Raw genomic sequence first — 17,819 nt, 5'->3', positions numbered from 1 at the left:
GCCCGTCACGCCTGCGCGAAATGCTCGCGCAGAAACTCGATGAAAATCTGCGTCTTCGCGGGCAACAAACGCGTTTCCGTCATCGCATAGACAGGAACGGCCGCGCCTTCCCATTCGGGCAGCACGCGACGCAACCGTCCGGCGGCCACGTCGTCGGCCACCACCGCCTCCGGCACCTGAATGATCCCCGTGTCGTGTACGGCCAGTTGCCGGTTCATGCCGACGCTGTTCACGACGAACCGCCCGTCCACCGGCACCTCGACTTCCCGCACGCCGTCACGCAACGCCCACGTCGCAACGCGCTGCACGCTCAGGCACTGGTGCCGCTTCAGGTCGTCCGGTTCGAGCGGCTCGCCCGCGCGTTCGAGATAGCGCGGCGACGCATACAGTTGATTGCGGAACGTCGCGAGCCGCCGCGCGACGAGCTGCGAATCCGCCGATTCGCCGATGCGGATCGCGACGTCGAACGGCTCGCTCACCAGGTCGACGCGCCGTGACGTCAGCTCGAAATCGAAGGTCAGCCTCGGGTGAAGGTTCGCGAATTCGACGATCAGCGGCGTCAGGTAGATCACCGCGAAATCGACCGGAAACGACGCGCGCAGCACGCCCGCGGGTTCGGCCAGCAGTTCGCCGAGCTGCTCGTGCGCGAGCCGCGCCTCGTCGACGATGCGCTTGCAGCGCTCGAAATACAGCTGCCCGGCCTCCGTGAGCTCGATGCGGCGCGTCGTGCGATGCAGCAGCCGCAATCCGATCGCCTTTTCCAGCGCGCCGATCCGCCGTGACAGCGTCGAATTCGGCATCCCCAGCGCGTCGGCCGCACTGCGAAAGCCCTTCGCCTTCACGACCTCCACGAACAACGCCATGTCGTTCAGCAGTTCCACGCCCACTGCTCCATCAATGGATCAATGTTATCCAAACTACCATATTTATCTCGAAAAGGAAGCAATGGATGATGTGTCCATGGCAGCGAGGCTCGCGCAACGATGCGCGGCCGGCGCCCGATACGGCATCGCCCCGGTGCCGTGACCCGACCCTAGAGGAGCACGCATCATGGACGCACTGTTCACCCCGGCCCGTGTCGGCCGTTACACGCTGCAAAACCGCCTCGTCATGGCGCCGATGACGCGCAGCCGCGCGGCATTCGACGGCACGCCCGGCGAACTGGCTGCCGAGTACTACGCGCAGCGCGCGGGCCTCGGCCTGATCGTCACCGAGGGCACGCAGCCGTCGGACGACGGCCAGGGCTACCTGATGACGCCCGGCATCTACACCGATGCGCACGTCGCCGGCTGGAAGGCGGTCAGCGATCGCGTGCATGCGCACGGCGGCCGTCTTTTCATTCAGCTGATGCATGCAGGGCGCATGTCGCATCCCGACAATACGCCGCATCATCGTCAGGGCGTTGCGCCGTCGGCGATCGCGCCGGGCGTGCCGATGTTCACGGCGACGGGGATGCAGGACATTCCCGCGCCGCGCGCGCTGACGACGGACGAAGTGCGCGACACCGTGAATGATTTCCGCTTCGCCGCGCGCCGCGCGATCGAAGCCGGCGCCGACGGCGTCGAGATCCATGGCGCGAACGGGTATCTGATCCAGCAGTTCTTCGCGCCGAGCGCCAATACGCGCAGCGATGTCTACGGCGGTTCGATCGAGAATCGCGCCCGCTTCGCGATCGAGGTCGCGACGGCGATCGCCGACGAAATCGGCGCGGACCGCACGGCGATCCGCCTGTCGCCGGGCAACACGATGTGGGGCATTGACGAAGGCGCGGAAGGGCCGGATCTGTACCGTTATCTCGCGACGCAGCTCGACCCACTCGGCCTCGCTTACGTGCACGTGATGCACCACGGCGACGATGCGCTGCTGGCCGACCTGCGCGAACGCTGGAGCGGCACGCTGATCCTGAACCGGCCGGGCCGCGCGCGCGACGCGATCGGGACGGATGTCGCAGCGGGCATTGCCGATCTCGAAGCCTACGGGCAGATGGTGCTCGCCAATCCGGATTTCGTCACGCGGCTGAAGACGGGCGCGCCGATGAACGACGCGCAACACGCGACGTACTTCGGCGGCGATGCGCGCGGGTATGTCGACTATCCGGCGCTGAGCGGCACGGCTGCGGCGTAACGCATTCGCATAGGGCGGTCGCTGCGACACGCTGAATCGGGTGTCGCAGCGTCGCCCGTTAATCGCCCGATATCAAAGAAGGTCGACGTTTACCTTGGAAATCATGGGAGCAATACGCAACGTACGGTCGGCCTGAGCACACACGTACTCCGAAATATTGCGCACCCAGGCACGCTCCTCGCCTGCATACACGCCGGACTCCGCCAACTCGGGAGCCAGCTTCCTCGCCAGCGTCGCCATCTTTGTCAATTCACGTGCGACGAACGACGGCCGGATTTGCGCACGATGCGCAAAATCCGCCAGCGCAAAAGCGGTCAGTTCCTCCGTTCGGAAAACATCCCCGAAAGCCATCGCCATATCCTGGACATACGCGTCACCGTACACGTTGACGCAAACGAGATCGTAGAGCGGCGCCGGATCCAGACCGCCGCTGCTGACGAAAAACGAAATATTCTTGCCGTGCGCGTCGCTGTTGCCGATCAGCAATTGCAGCAGCGCCCAGCGAAGCATCGCTGCGCGGGCAACCGCTGGAGTCTCGAGACTCGGCGTCAACGAAAACAGCTTCTCGAAGCTCACGCCCTCGCGAATATTACGCACGTCCGCATTGTTGCCGAGGTTGCGTTCGTACTTGAGCGTCGCCGGCAAATCCAGCGCCTGGCATCCGTCGATGATATGGAGACGCCGCACCGCGCGGACGCGTTGCGGATCGTCCGGTTCGGTCGTCACGATTCGGTCGAATCGTTCGATGAGCAGAATGGGTTCCGGGATGCGCCGAATCTCGACATGTGCCACCGGCAATCCCATTCGGGCGGCCAGTGTCATGCAGAAATGCTCGTTCGCAACCATGAACGGAGCATGCGGGTTTTGGGACTCGGGCTTGAGAATATGCGTGCTGCTGAGCGCCCCCTCGACGAGCGCGAATTGCTCGCCCTCGACCAGTACCTGTAGCTTGTCCTGGTGGCCTGCAATCGACAGCCGGACCTGATCGTCCCAGACGGGAAACGGAATCGCATCACGTTTGCGAATGCGATCGGTCAACTCTTCCGCGGATATCACGCGCCGCACGGATTCGAGGGCCTCCGGCGCCTGCGCATCGGCATCGTCGTCCGGGAAGAAACTCAACGCGCCGACAGGCTCCTTCCCGAGCATTCGGATCAAACCGAACACATTGTCCTTCGATATCTGATACATCGCCGCGGCCACTTCGAGCGCGCGGCCCTCGGGCAGCAGGTTGCCGATGAAGCGCTGGACCGCGCCGGCAGGTAGCGGGCCACCGTCGAGCGGAATGCACGGCGACAACGCAAACGCGTCGGCGCGCGCCTGCCACGCCGGATCGTACGAAAAGCCGTAATCGTCCCGGCGGGCATCGTAAGTCAACTGACCGACAGGCGTGGCGTTGGTCGAAATGGCCAGGCGATGAACCATCAGGCGCCCTCCTGCGACTCCGCCGACACGGCCTGCGCCGCCATGTGCTCGTGCAACGCCTTGCGGGCCACCGGCACTTCGCGTTTCGGCACGACGAGCAGATTGAGACCGAAGCCGTCGAGCACCTTGAACAATTTGTCGAGGCTCACTGCGCGGCCGTTTTCCAGCCGCGACAGCACGTCTTTGGAGACACCGAGCATATCGGCCGCGTCGTCGATGCGCATTCGGCTCTGCGCCCGCCGATTGCGGACGAGCGCCCCCAGCGTTGCCAGATCCAGTGCAAGCGGGTCAGGGGTCGCGATCGGATGCGGTAAGGTGCGGGCCATAATTCCGGAATTTCAGGAACAAAGTGCTGTCAGTCACGCTCGACAGCATAGTTACGAGAATACCGGAATTATACTCACGCAAACACGAAACGGCGAATTATTCCGATATTTCAGGAATAATAGCGAATGTGGTCGCTACTGACACATTGTTCTTATATTTCAGGAATTAATTCGAGCGGCAAGCTACACCGCCCGATTGGAACCGACCGACGTCCCTCCGCCGTTTCCGTCGATCGATTCTCCGACCCGCCCCGCTCAAATCTGCCCTGCCGCCCCCGTCCACCGCAAATAATCCCCACGCGTCCAGTCGAGCGACACGCCGACGCGCTTCGTACCGGGCCGGATCTTCGGCTTGTACACCGACAGCGTCAGCGACTCCAGCGCCGGCCATTCGCGGAACGACAGCACCGCGATATCGGCAACGAGCGTCTCCAGCAGCCGCGTATGCGGCTTGTGCGACAGGAACGCCGCGACGCGCGCGCAATAGCCGTCGTAATCGATCCACTCGCCCTGCTCGCTCGGCTCGCAGCGATACCCGAGCCGCGCATCGATCACGATCGGCTGCGGCGCTTCATGCTCGTGCGCGTGAATGCCGATCCGCGCAGGCACCTTCAGTTCGTCGACGAACACGCTCCAGCCGCGCCCGCGCAGGCGCGGCGCGTCGATCGCCACGAACGGTTCGTCGAACGGCTTCATGACGCGAGCGGCGCGGCCGCGTCGAGCATGATGCGCACGAAGTAGTCGGCGAAGCTGCGGCGCAGGACGATCTCGAACGCATCGTCGCCGGTCGGGATCAGCACGATCGACGTCTTGAAGTAGTGCGACTGCGCGCACTGACCCGGCTTGAACGCACGCGGATGGAAATCGAGCGGGCAGCCGCGTGCAAGCACGTCGCGCACGCGTTCGCCGCTGATCTCGACCACCGTATAGCCGCTGCCGACATCGACGGCCGCCGCATACGAACCCTGCACGGCCTCCGCGAGCCTGGCCTCGAGCACGCCGGCCTGCACGGGGCCGTTCGAGCGCACCAGCCATTCGTCGGGACCGAGCCACAGCACGTCGTACTCGGCGCCGCGCACGATCGTGTTCGGCTCCGCGGGCGGCCGGCAGCCGACCACGCGCTCGAACGCGGCGACGAACGCCGGATCGCTCAACTCGCCACGCACGTTGACGAGATCGAGGAACGGCCGCTCGCGCAGCGCGAACTTCTTCGACGCGCGCGCCTGGTGCGTCTTCAGCACGTCGGCCGCGCCGACGAACGGCGATTCAAGCGTCACGCCGCCCGCGCCCGCCACCTGCGTCTGGTTTCTCGTTTCATTCCACATGCTGACGCACCCCTTCGGTATCGTAGAAAACCGGGCTCGAGATCTTCGCGGTGATGCGCTTGCCGTTGGCCAGCGGAATCACGACGCTCTCGCCCATCTTGTTCAGGCCGCCCTTCACCACCGCGAGCGCGATCGAGCGCTTCAGGATCGGGCTGTAGTAGCTCGACGTCACGTGGCCGATCATCGGCGTCGGATCGACCGCCGACACCTGCGTGTCCTTCGCGACGATCTGCGCGCCTTCCGGCAGCACGACCTGCTCGTCCTCGGTCAGCAGGCCGACGAACTGCTTGCGGCCTTCCTTCGCGGTGTCCGAGCGCGCCAGCGAGCGCTTGCCGAGGAAGTCCTTCGACTTCGCGACGAGCCCGCCCATCCCGAGGTCGTACGGCGTGACCGAACCGTCGGTGTCCTGCCCGACGATGATGTAGCCCTTCTCCGCGCGCAGCACGTGCATCGTCTCGGTGCCGTACGGCGTGATGTCGAACTCGGCGCCCGCGGCCATCAGCGCTTCCCACACCGCGCGGCCCGCATTCGCCGGCACGTTCAATTCATAGGCCAGCTCGCCCGAGAAGCTGATCCGCATCACACGCGCCTTCGCGCCCGCAACGGTGCCGTTCCGGTAGCTCATGAACGGGAACGCTTCGTTGCCGAAGTCGATGTCCTGGCACACCTTCTGTACGACCTTGCGGCTCTTCGGGCCGACCACCGCGAACGTCGCCCAGTGATCGGTGACGGACGACAGCCGCACCTTCATGTCGGGCCATTCGGTCTGCAGCCAGCGTTCGAGCCACGTGAGCACGCGCGCCGCGCCGCCCGTCGTGGTCGTCATCATGAAATGCTGGTCGGCGAGGCGCACCGTCACGCCGTCGTCGAACACCATCCCGTTCTCGTCGAGCATCAGCCCGTAGCGGCACTTGCCGATTTCGAGCTTGTTCCACGGGTTCGTGTACATCCAGTTCAGCAGCTTGACCGCATCGGGGCCCTGGATGTCGATCTTGCCGAGCGTCGATGCATCGAGGATGCCGACGCTGTTGCGCACCGCGAGGCATTCGCGCTTCACGGCCGCATGCAGATCCTCGCCGTTCTTCGGGAAATACCACGGCCGCTTCCAGTTGCCGACGTCCTCGAACAGCGCGCCGTGCTCGACGTGCCATTCATGCACGCAGGTCTTGCGAATCGGGTCGAGGAAATCGCCGAGCTCGCGGCCCGCGAACGCGCCGAACGTCACCGGCGTGTAGTTCGGGCGGAACGTCGTCGTGCCCGTTTCCGGAATCGTCTTGCCGAGCGCCTGCGCGAGGATCGCCATCCCGTTGATGTTGCCGAGCTTGCCCTGGTCGGTGCCGAAGCCCATCGCCGTGTAGCGCTTCACGTGCTCGACCGACTCGAAGCCTTCGCGCGCGGCGAGCAGGATGTCGGCGGCCGACACGTCGTTCTGGAAATCGACGAACTGCTTCGGCCCGCGCGCCGCGCCCTCGCGGCTGCCGACGAGCCACAGCGGCTGCAGTGCACCTTCGACGGTTTCGGCAACCTGCGGCGCGACCGGGCGCTGCGCGGCCGTGAAGCCCGCCGCCTTCGCCGCTTCCGCGCCTGCATCGACCGCAAGCCGCAGCGCGCGCGCCAGGCCGAATTCGCCCGCCGCCGCACCGATGCTCGCCTCCGCCTGCACGGGCTTGCCCGGCAGGAAGCACGCCTTCTCGTCGTTCCAGCAGGCCTTGCCACCCGACTGCGCGAACAGGTGCAGCACGGGGCTGAAGCCGCCCGACATCGCGACGAGATCGCACGGCAGTGTCTGCAGCTTGCCGCCCACCTGGCCGTTGGTGATGGACGCGACGTCGACCGACGCCACGCGCCACTTGCCCGACGCAGCCGTCACGACCGCGCCGCTCATCACCGTCACGCCCTGCCGCTTGGCAGCGGCCGGCAGCGCGCCGTTCGACGATGCGCGCGAATCGACGACCGTCACCTTCGCGCCGCATGCCTTCAGGTCGAGCGCGGCCTGGTACGCGCGGTCGTTGTTCGTGAACACGACCGCATTGCGGCCCGGCAGCACGCCGAAGCGATGCACGTAGGTGGACACGGCGGACGCGAGCATCACGCCCGGCAGGTCGTTGTTGCCGAACACGATCGGACGCTCGTGCGCGCCGGTCGCGAGGATCACGCGCTTCGCGCGGACCTTCCACAGCAGTTCGCGCGTGCCCTTGCGCATCGACACCGGCAGGTGATCGGTCAGGCGCTGCGTGACCGTCACGAGGTTGTGGTCCTGGTAGCCGAACGCGGTGCTGCGCGACAGGATCGTCACGTCAGGCAGCTTGCGCAGCTCGGCCTCGATTTTCTCGACCCACTGCAGCGCGGGCTTCGCGTCGATCTCGGCGCGGCACGACAGCAGGCTGCCGCCGAGTTCGCGCTGATCGTCGACGAGGATCACGCGCGCACCGGCCACGGCCGCCGCATGCGCGGCCGCGAGACCCGACGGGCCGCCGCCGACGACGAGCACGTCGCAATGCGCGTAGCACTTGTCGTAGCGATCGGCGTCGAGCACTTCAGGGGCCTTGCCGAGACCGGCCGCCTCGCGGATCTTCTCTTCGTACTTCGGCCACATCTTGCGCGGCCACATGAAGGTCTTGTAATAGAAGCCGGCCGGCAGGAAGCGCGAGAACTTCTGGTTGATCGCGTACTTGTCGTTCTCGAGCGTCGGCTCGGCGTTCACGCTCGTCGCGACGAGCCCCTGGTACAGCTCGATTTCGGTCGCGCGCGCGTTCGGCACGGTGTACGGGCCCGATTCGAGCTGCACGACGGCATTCGGTTCCGCGACGTCCGCCGTCACGATCCCGCGCGGGCGGTGGTACTTGAAGCTGCGCGCGACGAAGTGCACGCCGTTCGCGAGCAGCGCGGACGCGAGCGTGTCGCCCTGGAAGCCCTGGTACGTGCGGCCGTTGAACGTGAAGGTCAACGGAATCGCGCGATTGATGCGGCCACCGGTGCCGAGACGGTCTTTCTGGCTCATTTGCTCGTGCCCTCTTCGTGTGCGTTGCCGGCAGCTGCGCCACTGATGGCAGCCCCACCGAACTTTTCGTAGCCCTTGATATCGTAGGTCACCGTGTCGCGCGTGGCCTTGAACCAGCGGCGGCAACCCTGCGCATGCAGCCATTGCTCCTTGTGCAGCCCGCGCTTGTTCTCGCGCATGAACACGTATTCGCCCCACTCGCGGTCGGTCATGTTCTCGTTATTGACCGGGCGCACGATGTCGGCTTCGCCGCCGCACGAGAACTCGGATTCGGCGCGCGGCCCGCACCACGGACATTCGATCAGCAACATGTTTCTTTCTCCAATGGTCGGGTTAGTGCGCCACGGCGGCAGCGCCGTGCTCGTCGATCAGGTGGCCCGTGTAGAAGCGGTCGAGCGCGAACGGCGCGTTCAGCGGATGCGGTTCGTCGCGGGCGATCGTGTGCGCGAACACCCAGCCCGAGCCGGGCGTCGCCTTGAAGCCGCCGGTGCCCCAGCCGCAGTTGAAATAGAGGCCCTTCACGTCGGTCTTGGTGATGATCGGGCACGCGTCCGGCGACACGTCGACGATGCCGCCCCACTGGCGGTTCATCCGCACGCGCGAGAACACCGGGAACATCTCGACGATCGCCTGCAGCGTGCTTTCGATGATGTGGAAGCTGCCGCGCTGGCCGAAGCCCGTGTACTGGTCGATGCCCGCGCCGATCACGAGGTCGCCCTTGTCGGACTGGCTGATGTACGCGTGCACCGCGTTCGACATGATCACCGAGTTGACGACCGGCTTGATCGGCTCGGACACCAGCGCCTGCAGCGGGTGGCTCTCGATCGGCAAGCGCACGCCGGCCATGTCGGCGAGCGTCGTCGTGTTGCCGGCCGCGACCACCGCGACCTTCTTCGCCTTGATGAAGCCCTTCACCGTATCGACGCCGACCACCGCACCGCCTTCGCGACGAATGCCCGTCACCTGGCAGTTCTGGATGATGTCGACGCCGGCGCGGTCCGCGCCGCGCGCGAAGCCCCAGGCCACCGCATCGTGACGCGCGACGCCCGCGCGGCGCTGGATCGATGCGCCGAGCACCGGGTAGCGGCTGTTCAGGTTGATGGTCGGCTCGATTTCCTTGATCTGCTCGGGCGTCAGGAACTCGGCGTCGACGCCGTTCAGCCGGTTCGCGTTCACGCGGCGCTCGGTGTCACGCACGTCCTGCAGCGTGTGCGCGAGGTTCATCACGCCGCGCTGGCTGAACATCACGTTGTAGTTCAGGTCCTGCGACAGCCCTTCCCACAGCTTCATCGCCTTCTCGTACAGCGCGGCCGATTCGTCCCACAGATAGTTCGAGCGCACGATCGTCGTGTTGCGCGCGGTGTTGCCGCCGCCGATCCAGCCCTTCTCGAGGATCGCGACGTTCGTGATCCCGTGTTCCTTCGCGAGGTAGTACGCGGTCGCGAGGCCGTGGCCGCCGCCGCCGACGATCACGACGTCGTATTCCTTCTTCGGTTCCGGGCTCTTCCACTGCTTTTCCCAGTTCTCGTGATACGAGAGGCCGTTGCGGAACAGGCTGAATATCGAGTAGCGGCTCATGATGATTGACCCTTCGTTAGCATTCGATGACGTTCACGGCGAGACCGCCGCGCGACGTTTCCTTGTATTTCGTCTTCATGTCGGCACCGGTCTCGCGCATCGTCTTGATCACGGAATCGAGCGACACGTAGTGCTGGCCGTTGCCCTTGAGCGCCATGCGCGACGCGTTCAGCGCCTTGATCGCGCCCATCGCGTTGCGTTCGATGCACGGGATCTGCACGAGCCCGCCGACGGGGTCGCAGGTCATCCCGAGGTTGTGCTCCATGCCGATCTCGGCGGCATTCTCGACCTGGTCGGGCGTGCCGCCCATCACGGCCGCGAGTGCCGCGGCGGCCATCGAACACGCGACGCCCACTTCGCCCTGGCAGCCGACTTCCGCGCCGGAGATCGACGCGGTTTCCTTGTAGATGATTCCGATCGCCGCGGCCGTCAGCAGGAATTCGACGATGCCGGCTTCGTTCGAGCCCGGTACGAATTTCACGTAGTAGTGCAGCACCGCGGGAATCACGCCGGCCGCGCCATTGGTCGGCGCGGTCACGACGCGCCCGCCCGCCGCGTTCTCCTCGTTGACGGCCATCGCGTACAGGTTGACCCAGTCGAGCATCGACAATGGGTCGCGCAGCGACTCTTCCGAACGCGCGCGCAGGCGGCCGTTCAGCTCGGCCGCGCGGCGCTTCACGCGCATCGGGCCCGGCAGCTCGCCCTCGACCTTGCAGCCGCGTTCGACGCACGCGGCCATCGTGCGCCAGATCGCGAGCAGCCCGGCGCGCACTTCGTCGGCGGGGCGCAGCGCGGATTCGTTGCGCAGCATCAGCTCGGCGATCGACAGCCCGTGTTCGCGGCACTGCCGCATCAGGTCGTCGCCGGTGCGGAACGGATACGGCACCTCGACCGCCGCGCGCACGCCGTTCACGCGATCGCCGTCGCGGTTCACGACGAAACCGCCGCCGACCGAGTAATACTCTTTCTCGACCAGCAGCTGGCCGTGTTCGTCGAACGCCTGGAAGCGCATCCCGTTCGGGTGCACGATGCTCGTGCCGCTCATCAGCTTGCGATAGAAGCCGATGTGCTCCTTTTCCTCGAAGCGGACCGTCTGCTTGCCGAGCAGCGACAGCGACTTCTCCGCGCGGATCGCGGCGAGCCGCGGCTCGATCAGGTCGGGATCGATCGTGTCGGGCAGGTGGCCCTCGAGGCCGAGCAGCACGGCCTTGTCGGTGCCGTGGCCCTTGCCGGTCGCGCCGAGCGAGCCGTACAGCTCGATCCGCACGCGGCGCACGAAGCCGAGCAGGTTCGCGTCCTCGACGTGCGACGCGAAGCGGCACGCGGCGATCATCGGGCCGACCGTATGCGAACTGGACGGGCCGATACCGATCTTGAACAGGTCGAACGCGCTGACGTTCATCTGGCTGCCTTTGCGCTTTCACGCGTTGAGTGACGTTGATTGGACGCCAGTACACCAAAGCGTAAAATTGGCCGATAGAACAAAAACGGCATCGACGTGGGATACCGCCGCCAAGCACCGTGCCGGCCGGCCCGAAAGTGCGTTTTGGCGATGGTTCGCGACGGAAAACCACAAGTCCGGCCCGGGCCGATCGGCGACGCTGGCTTCATCCGCGCCGCCTCGGCAGCCGTACCCGCAAACAGAGTGAAACGAGTGAGACCGCCTGCCCGGCGTGACGAGATTGGCCGCGATGACACCCGACGTACCCGCTTCCCCCCTTGCAGAACCCGCGCCGCGGCGCATCCGCTTCGGCATCGTGCTGCTGCCGAACTTCACGCTGACGGCCTTCTCGGGCTTCGTCGACATGCTGCGGCTGTCGGCCGACGACGGCGACTACAGCAAGCCCGTGCGCTGCGCGTGGAGCGTGATCGGCGAGACCCTCGCGCCGGTGCGCGCGAGTTGCGGGATCCAGATCACACCGTGGGAAACGTTCGAAGCGGCCGAACCGTTCGACTACGTGGTCGTGGTCGGCGGGTTGCTGCATTCGGGGCCGCAAGCCGGCGCTGAAACGCTCGATTTCATCCGCCGCGCGGCGACGGGCGGCGCGACGGTCGTCGGCATCTGCACCGGCGTGTTCACGCTGATGCGCGCCGGCGTGCTCGACGGCTACCGCACCTGCGTGAGCTGGTTCCACTACTGGGATTTCATCGAACGCTTTCCGAACGCCGATCCCGACCTCCTGATCGCCGACCGGCTGTTCGTGATCGACCGCCGCCGGATCACCTGTTCGGGCGGCCGCGCGTCGATCGACGTCGCCGCCGCGATCCTGCTGCGCCATTTCGATCACGCGACCGTGCAGAAGGCGCTGCGCATCCTGCTCGTCGGCGAGATGCAGAAAGGCAATGCGCCGCAGCCGCATCCGCCGGGCCTCGAACCGGCGACGCACCCGAAGGTCAAGCGCGCGATTCTCCTGATGGAACAGCATGTCGGGCGCACGCTGCCGCTCGAGGAGCTCGCGTGCAAGCTCGACCTGTCGACGCGGCAGCTCGAGCGGCTGTTCAAGGCCGAGACGGGCAAGAGCCCGCAGGCGTTCGCGAAGCAGGTGCGGCTGCGCACCGCCGCGTGGCTGCTGACGAGTTCGGACCGGACCGTCGCCGATATCGCGTCGAGCTGCGGGTTCGCCGATGCATCGCACCTCGGGCGCGAATTCCGCAAGCAGTTCGGCGTGCCGCCGGCGGCCTATCGGGAGCGTGGCGGTGAAGTCGTGGAAGCCGGCGACGCGCCGGACGCGGCGGCCGACCCCGTCGAGGACATCGCCGACTGACGGCCGCGGGCACCTGCCCCCTTTCCGATCGACCGTGGAACGACACACGATCGCGTCGATTTCGGCGCCAATGGAACCGGTACCAGATGATTTGACCGACGTTGGCCACCGTTAACCGAGGGTTATCCCGGATGCTGATGCACATTCAAATTTGTATGATGACCACATCACCTTACAAACCAGAGCATCATGTTCGAGAAAATTCCCGCCCGTGCGATGAGCGACCATGTCGCGCAGCAACTGCTCAAGCAGATCGAAGTCGGCAGTTTCTCGGCCAGCGGCAAGCTGCCGACCGAAGCCGTGCTCGCGCAGGAATTCGGCGTGAGCCGCACCGTGATCCGCGAGGCGATCTCGCGGCTGAAGAACGAAGGCGTGGTCGAGCCGCGCCAGGGCAGCGGCGTGTTCGTGAACCAGCACGGCGCGATCCGGCCGCTGCGGATCGACTACGCGGAAGCCGTCGAGGCGAGCTCGCTGCCGCACCTGCTCGCGGTGCGCCGCGCGATCGAGGCTGAAGTCGCGGCCGAAGCCGCGCTGCACCACACCGCCGACGACATGGCCGACATCGACGACGCACTGCGCAAGATCGACGATGCGGTGGCCGAAGGGCGCGACGGCGTCGCGGAAGACGTCGCATTCCACCGCACGATCGCGGCCGTCACCGGCAACCCGTATTTCCTGAAGACGCTGCAGTTCCTGAACCAGTACCTCGAAGCCGGCGTGAAGGTCACGCGGCGCAACGAAGCGACGCGCGAGGACTTCTCGCGCCAGGTGCGCGAGGAACACGCCGCGATCGCCGACGCGATCCGTGCGCGCGACCCAATGGCGGCGCGCAACGCGGCGCGCACGCACATGTACAACGCTGCCCGCCGTCTCGCGGAAGCCGGCATCTGCTGAAGCCGGCGGCCGCCGCCGAACCCGGCGCCGCCGTTGTCCCGAACCTCCCCCCGAATCGATCAAGGTTGACCATGTCACGAAATGTTGGAGTCATCGGCCTCGGCGCGATGGGCCTCGGCGTCGCCCGCTCGCTGCTGCGCGCAGGCTTGCGCGTGCACGCGTGCGACGTGCGCGACACCGTGCTGCAGGCGTTCGCCGCCGAAGGCGGCATCGCCTGCGCGACACCGGCCGAACTCGGCGCGCAGTGCGACGTCGTCGTCACGCTCGTCGTCAATGCCGCGCAGACCGAAACGGTGCTGTTCGGCGAGCACGGCGCGGTCGCGGCGATGAAGCCCGGCGGCGTCGTGATCGCGAGCGCGACGGTCGCGCCCGAATTCGCGGTCGCGCTCGGCGCGCGGATCGAGGCCGCCGGCCTGCAGATGCTCGATGCGCCCGTGTCGGGCGGCGCCGCGCGCGCGGCGTCCGGCGAGATGACGATGATGACGTCGGGCCCGGCCGCCGCGTACGCGGGCTGCGAGGACGTGCTCGCCGCGATCGCCGGCAAGGTCTATCGCCTCGGCGACGCGCACGGCATCGGCTCGAAAGTGAAGATCATCAACCAGCTGCTGGCCGGCGTGCATATCGCGGCGGCGGCCGAGGCGATGGCGCTGGGCCTGCGCGAAGGCGTCGATGTCGACGCGCTGTACGACGTGATCACGCACAGCGCCGGCAATTCGTGGATGTTCGAGAACCGCGTGCCGCACATCCTGAACGGCGACTACACGCCGCTGTCGGCCGTCGACATCTTCGTGAAGGATCTCGGCCTCGTGCTCGATACCGCACGCCGCAGCAAGTTCCCGCTGCCGCTGTCGGCCACCGCGCACCAGATGTTCATGAGCGCGTCGAGCGCCGGCCACGGCGGCGAGGACGATTCCGCCGTGATCAAGACTTTCCCCGGCATCACGCTGCCGCCCGCCCGCTGATTCGAACGACGTTCCCGCCATGACCGCTTCCGCTTCCCGTCCCCTGCTCGGCTGCATCGCCGACGATTTCACCGGTGCGACCGATCTCGCGAACATGCTCGTCAAGAGCGGCATGCGCACCGTGCAGACGATCGGCATGCCCGCCGACGGCGCCGCGCTCGACGCCGACGCGATCGTCGTCGCGCTGAAGTCGCGCACGATCCCCGCGGCCGACGCCGTCGCGCAATCGCTCGCCGCATACGAATGGTTGCGCGCGCAAGGGTGCCGGCAGTTCTTCTTCAAGTACTGCTCGACATTCGACTCGACCGACGCGGGCAACATCGGGCCCGTCGCCGACGCGCTGCTCGACGCGGCCGGCGGCGGTTTCTCGATCGCGTGCCCGGCATTCCCCGAGAACGGCCGCACGATCTATCGCGGCCACCTGTTCGTCGGCGACGTGCTGCTGAACGAATCGGGGATGGAGAACCATCCGCTCACGCCGATGCAGGACGCGAACCTCGTGCGCGTGCTGCAACGCCAGACGAAGTCGCCGGTCGGCCTGATCCGCTACGACACGATCGCGCTGGGCGCGGCCGCCGTGCGCGCGCGGATCGACCAGCTGCGCGCGGAAGGCGCGCGCTTCGCGATCGCCGACGCGCTGTCGGACCGCGATCTCTACGTACTCGGCGAAGCGTGCGCGGGCCTGCCGCTCGTCACCGGCGGCTCGGGCGTTGCGCTCGGCCTGCCCGCGAATTTCCGCCGCGCGGAATTGCTGCCCGAGCGCGACAACGCGGCCGCGCTGCCGCGCATCGACGGGCTGTCGGCCGTGCTCGCCGGCAGCGCGTCGAAAGCGACCAACGCGCAGGTCGCCGCATGGCGCGCGACGCGGCCGAGCTTCCGTATCGATCCGCTCGCGGCGTCGCGCGGCGAGCCGGTCGTCGATCAGGCGCTGGCCTTTGCGCGCTCGCACCTGCCGCAGCCCGTGCTGATCTACGCGACCGCGACGCCCGACGAAGTGAAGGCCGTGCAGCAAGCGCTCGGCGTCGAGGCGGCCGGCCATCTCGTCGAAAGCACGCTCGCGGCGATCGCGCGCGGCCTGCGTGAACTCGGCGTACGCAAGTTCGTCGTCGCCGGCGGCGAAACGTCCGGCGCGGTCGTGCAGGCGCTCGACGTGAAATCACTGCAAATCGGCGCGCAGATCGATCCCGGCGTGCCGGCCACGCTCACCATCGACGCGCGGCCGCTCGGCCTCGCGCTGAAATCCGGCAACTTCGGCACGACGGACTTTTTCGACAAGGCGCTGCGCGCACTGGACGGAGCCGCACGATGAGCCACGAAGCAAAACTGCGCGAAGAAATCTGCGTCGTCGGCGCGAGCCTGTACGCGCGCGGCCACGCGGTGGGCAGCGCCGGCAACATCAGCGCACGCCTGCCCGACGGCTGGCTGATCACGCCGACCGATGCGTGCCTCGGCCGGCTCGACCCGAACGATATCGCGAAGGTCGGCGTCGACGGCCAGCCCGTATCGGGCGGCAAGCCGTCGAAGACACTCGCGCTGCATCGCGGCATCTACGCGCGCAATGCCGACGCAAACGGCGTCGTCCACACGCATTCGACGCACCTCGTCGCGCTGACGCTCGCGGGCGTATGGCGAGACACCGACGTGCTGCCGCCGATCACGCCGTACTACGTGATGAAGGTCGGCCACATTCCGCTGATCCGTTATCGCCGCCCCGGCGACCCCGACGTCGCGGCCGAAGTCGCGGCGCTCGCCGACCAGGTGCGCGGCGTGCTGCTCGACCGCCTCGGCCCGGTGATGTGGGGGCCGTCGGTATCGCACGCGTCGTATGCGCTCGAGGAGCTCGAGGAAACGGCACGGCTGTGGCTGATGACGAACCCGAAACCCGAGCCGCTTTCCGACGCGGCGCTCGACGCACTGCGCGAGACTTTCGGCGCGCGCTGGTAACGCGTCGCATACCGATTCCCATGCCCGCCGTGTGCGCGGGCCCTTCCGTCAGCACACACAAACGATCCGGCGGCCTACGCGCCGCCGGCACACGACATCATTGGAGACGACGATGACTGCTCTCGACGCGGCCGCAAGCCGCTCGCCCGCCGCGCCCGCCCACTCGGCCGAACTCGACCGCACCTACAAGAAAGTGTTCTGGCGCATCGTGCCGTTCCTGATGCTCTGCTACGTGGTCGCGTATCTCGATCGCGTGAACGTCGGCTTCGCGAAGCTGCAGATGTCGCAGGATCTCGCGTTCAGCGAAACCGTGTTCGGGCTCGGCGCGGGCATCTTCTTCCTCGGCTATTTCCTGTTCGAACTGCCGAGCAACCTGCTGATGCACCGCCTCGGCGCGCGTATCTGGATCGCGCGGATCATGATCACGTGGGGCCTGCTGTCCGCGTTGTTCGCGTTCGTGAAGACGCCGACGCAGTTCTACGTGCTGCGCTTCCTGCTCGGTCTCGCGGAAGCCGGTTTTTATCCCGGCGTGATCCTGTACCTCACGTACTGGTTCCCGTCGCATCGCCGCGCGAAGATCATCGCGGTGTTCATGTCCGCGATTCCCGTGTCGGGCATCTTCGGCAACCCGCTGTCGGGCTGGATCATGGAGCGCTTCCACGGCGGCTCGGGTTTCCACGGCTGGCAATGGATGTTCATGATCGAGGCCGTGCCGGCCGTGCTCATCGGTATCGCGACGATCCTGTATCTCGACAACAGCATCCGCGGCGCGAAGTGGCTCGACGAGCGCGAGAAACAGCTGCTCGAAGACGAAATCGCCGCGCAGCCGCAGGAACAGGGTAAGCACGGCCACTCGCTGAAGGCCGTGTTCTCGGACCCGCGCATGTGGTGGATGTCGCTGATCTACTTCGCGTTCGTCACGGGCCAGTACGGGCTCACGTTCTGGATGCCGACGCTCGTGAAATCGACCGGCATCACCGATACGCTGCAGATCGGCCTGCTGTCCGCGATCCCGTTCCTCGTCGCGATCGTCGTGATGAACCTGTTCGGCCACAGCGCGGACAAGCGCCGCGAACGCCGCTGGCACCTGATCGTGCCGGCGCTGATGGGCGCGGTCGGGTTTGCGGTCGCCGCGTCGTACTCGCACAATACGGCGGTGTCGATCGTGTTCCTGTCGCTCGCGGCGGGCGGCGTGCTGACCTGCGCGCCGCTGTTCTGGTCGCTGCCGACCGCGTTCCTCGCGGGCTCCGCGGCCGCCGCCGGAATTGCCATCATCAACTCGGTCGGCAACCTCGCCGGTTTTGCGAGCCCGTACGTGATCGGCTACCTGAAGGACGTCACGCACAGCACGTCGTCCGGCATGTACGTGCTGGCGGCCATGCTCGTGATCGGCGCGATCGCCGTGTGGCTCACGCCCGCGAAACTCGTGAACCGCTGAGCCGCTGAACCACCTAGCCGCCATTCGACGCGGGGCG

General features: G+C 66.7%; 16 protein-coding genes. 7 read left to right on the top strand and 9 right to left on the bottom strand.

All coding sequences use genetic code 11. The annotated features are described in order from the left end of the window. Positions 1 to 5 precede the first annotated feature (5 nt). Positions 6 to 881 carry a LysR family transcriptional regulator gene (locus tag H3H55_RS19585; RefSeq protein ID WP_193099840.1) on the bottom strand — a complete coding sequence of 292 codons (876 nt, stop codon included), beginning with the start codon at positions 879 to 881 and terminating at the stop codon, positions 6 to 8. Positions 882 to 1,050: 169 nt separating this feature from the next. Here H3H55_RS19585 and H3H55_RS19580 point away from each other — a divergent pair, with 169 nt between their 5' ends. Further along, positions 1,051 to 2,124: an alkene reductase gene (locus tag H3H55_RS19580; RefSeq protein ID WP_193099839.1), complete on the top strand. Its 1,074-nt coding sequence runs from the start codon at positions 1,051 to 1,053 to the stop codon at positions 2,122 to 2,124. A gap of 72 nt (positions 2,125 to 2,196) precedes the next feature. On the opposite strand, the gene H3H55_RS19575 is transcribed toward H3H55_RS19580, so the two are convergent. From H3H55_RS19575 to H3H55_RS19540, 8 genes are all read right to left on the bottom strand, one after another. Then, positions 2,197 to 3,549 carry a HipA domain-containing protein gene (locus H3H55_RS19575; RefSeq protein WP_193099838.1) on the bottom strand — a complete coding sequence of 451 codons (1,353 nt, stop codon included), beginning with the start codon at positions 3,547 to 3,549 and terminating at the stop codon, positions 2,197 to 2,199. Further along, positions 3,549 to 3,875, bottom strand: coding sequence for a helix-turn-helix domain-containing protein (locus H3H55_RS19570; RefSeq protein WP_080970706.1), 327 nt, complete (start codon positions 3,873 to 3,875; stop codon positions 3,549 to 3,551). Before H3H55_RS19570 ends, H3H55_RS19575 begins: the two co-directional genes overlap by 1 nt. Before the next feature lie 255 nt (positions 3,876 to 4,130). Further along, entirely contained in the window at positions 4,131 to 4,571 is a 441-nt protein-coding gene (locus H3H55_RS19565; protein WP_047902481.1) for a dihydroneopterin aldolase, read from the bottom strand. After that, positions 4,568 to 5,200: a sarcosine oxidase subunit gamma gene (locus H3H55_RS19560; protein WP_129515704.1), complete on the bottom strand. Its 633-nt coding sequence runs from the start codon at positions 5,198 to 5,200 to the stop codon at positions 4,568 to 4,570. Before H3H55_RS19560 ends, H3H55_RS19565 begins: the two co-directional genes overlap by 4 nt. Next, positions 5,190 to 8,201, bottom strand: a complete 3,012-nt coding sequence (locus H3H55_RS19555) for a sarcosine oxidase subunit alpha family protein (protein ID WP_193099837.1) — start codon at positions 8,199 to 8,201, stop codon at positions 5,190 to 5,192. Before H3H55_RS19555 ends, H3H55_RS19560 begins: the two co-directional genes overlap by 11 nt. Next, on the bottom strand, positions 8,198 to 8,512 hold the full coding sequence (locus H3H55_RS19550) for a sarcosine oxidase subunit delta (RefSeq protein ID WP_129515706.1): 315 nt from the start codon (positions 8,510 to 8,512) through the stop codon (positions 8,198 to 8,200). The genes H3H55_RS19555 and H3H55_RS19550 overlap by 4 nt, the downstream gene beginning before the upstream one ends. A 22-nt stretch (positions 8,513 to 8,534) precedes the next feature. Beyond that, the gene (locus tag H3H55_RS19545) at positions 8,535 to 9,779 is read right to left on the bottom strand and encodes a sarcosine oxidase subunit beta family protein (protein WP_048242597.1); all 1,245 of its coding nucleotides are present in this window, start codon (positions 9,777 to 9,779) and stop codon (positions 8,535 to 8,537) included. A gap of 16 nt (positions 9,780 to 9,795) precedes the next feature. Beyond that, complete coding sequence (locus H3H55_RS19540; protein WP_129515707.1) at positions 9,796 to 11,181, bottom strand: L-serine ammonia-lyase; 1,386 nt, start codon at positions 11,179 to 11,181, stop codon at positions 9,796 to 9,798. A gap of 289 nt (positions 11,182 to 11,470) precedes the next feature. Between H3H55_RS19540 and H3H55_RS19535 the strand changes: the two genes are divergently transcribed. The 6 genes from H3H55_RS19535 (at position 11,471) to H3H55_RS19510 (ending at position 17,782) form a co-directional block, all read left to right on the top strand. Further along, entirely contained in the window at positions 11,471 to 12,544 is a 1,074-nt protein-coding gene (locus tag H3H55_RS19535; protein WP_193099836.1) for a GlxA family transcriptional regulator, read from the top strand. Positions 12,545 to 12,733: 189 nt separating this feature from the next. Next, a complete protein-coding gene (locus tag H3H55_RS19530) occupies positions 12,734 to 13,438 on the top strand; it encodes a FadR/GntR family transcriptional regulator (RefSeq protein WP_129515709.1) in 705 nt (234 codons plus the stop codon). A 71-nt stretch (positions 13,439 to 13,509) separates the two neighbouring features. Further along, the gene (ltnD, locus tag H3H55_RS19525; protein WP_193099835.1) at positions 13,510 to 14,400 is read left to right on the top strand and encodes an L-threonate dehydrogenase; all 891 of its coding nucleotides are present in this window, start codon (positions 13,510 to 13,512) and stop codon (positions 14,398 to 14,400) included. 19 nt (positions 14,401 to 14,419) lie between these two features. After that, complete coding sequence (gene otnK, locus H3H55_RS19520; RefSeq protein WP_193099834.1) at positions 14,420 to 15,709, top strand: 3-oxo-tetronate kinase; 1,290 nt, start codon at positions 14,420 to 14,422, stop codon at positions 15,707 to 15,709. After that, the gene (locus H3H55_RS19515) at positions 15,706 to 16,344 is read left to right on the top strand and encodes an aldolase (protein WP_193099833.1); all 639 of its coding nucleotides are present in this window, start codon (positions 15,706 to 15,708) and stop codon (positions 16,342 to 16,344) included. The genes otnK and H3H55_RS19515 overlap by 4 nt, the downstream gene beginning before the upstream one ends. A 112-nt stretch (positions 16,345 to 16,456) precedes the next feature. Further along, entirely contained in the window at positions 16,457 to 17,782 is a 1,326-nt protein-coding gene (locus H3H55_RS19510; protein ID WP_129515713.1) for an MFS transporter, read from the top strand. The last annotated feature ends 37 nt before the right edge of the window (positions 17,783 to 17,819 follow it).

Origin of the sequence: Burkholderia sp. Z1, from assembly GCF_014893795.1 — a bacterium.
In the GTDB taxonomy this organism is placed as follows: domain Bacteria; phylum Pseudomonadota; class Gammaproteobacteria; order Burkholderiales; family Burkholderiaceae; genus Burkholderia; species Burkholderia theae.
The sequence above is the reverse complement of the archived record's forward strand: the minus strand, read 5'-3'. Positions and strand labels throughout refer to the sequence as shown.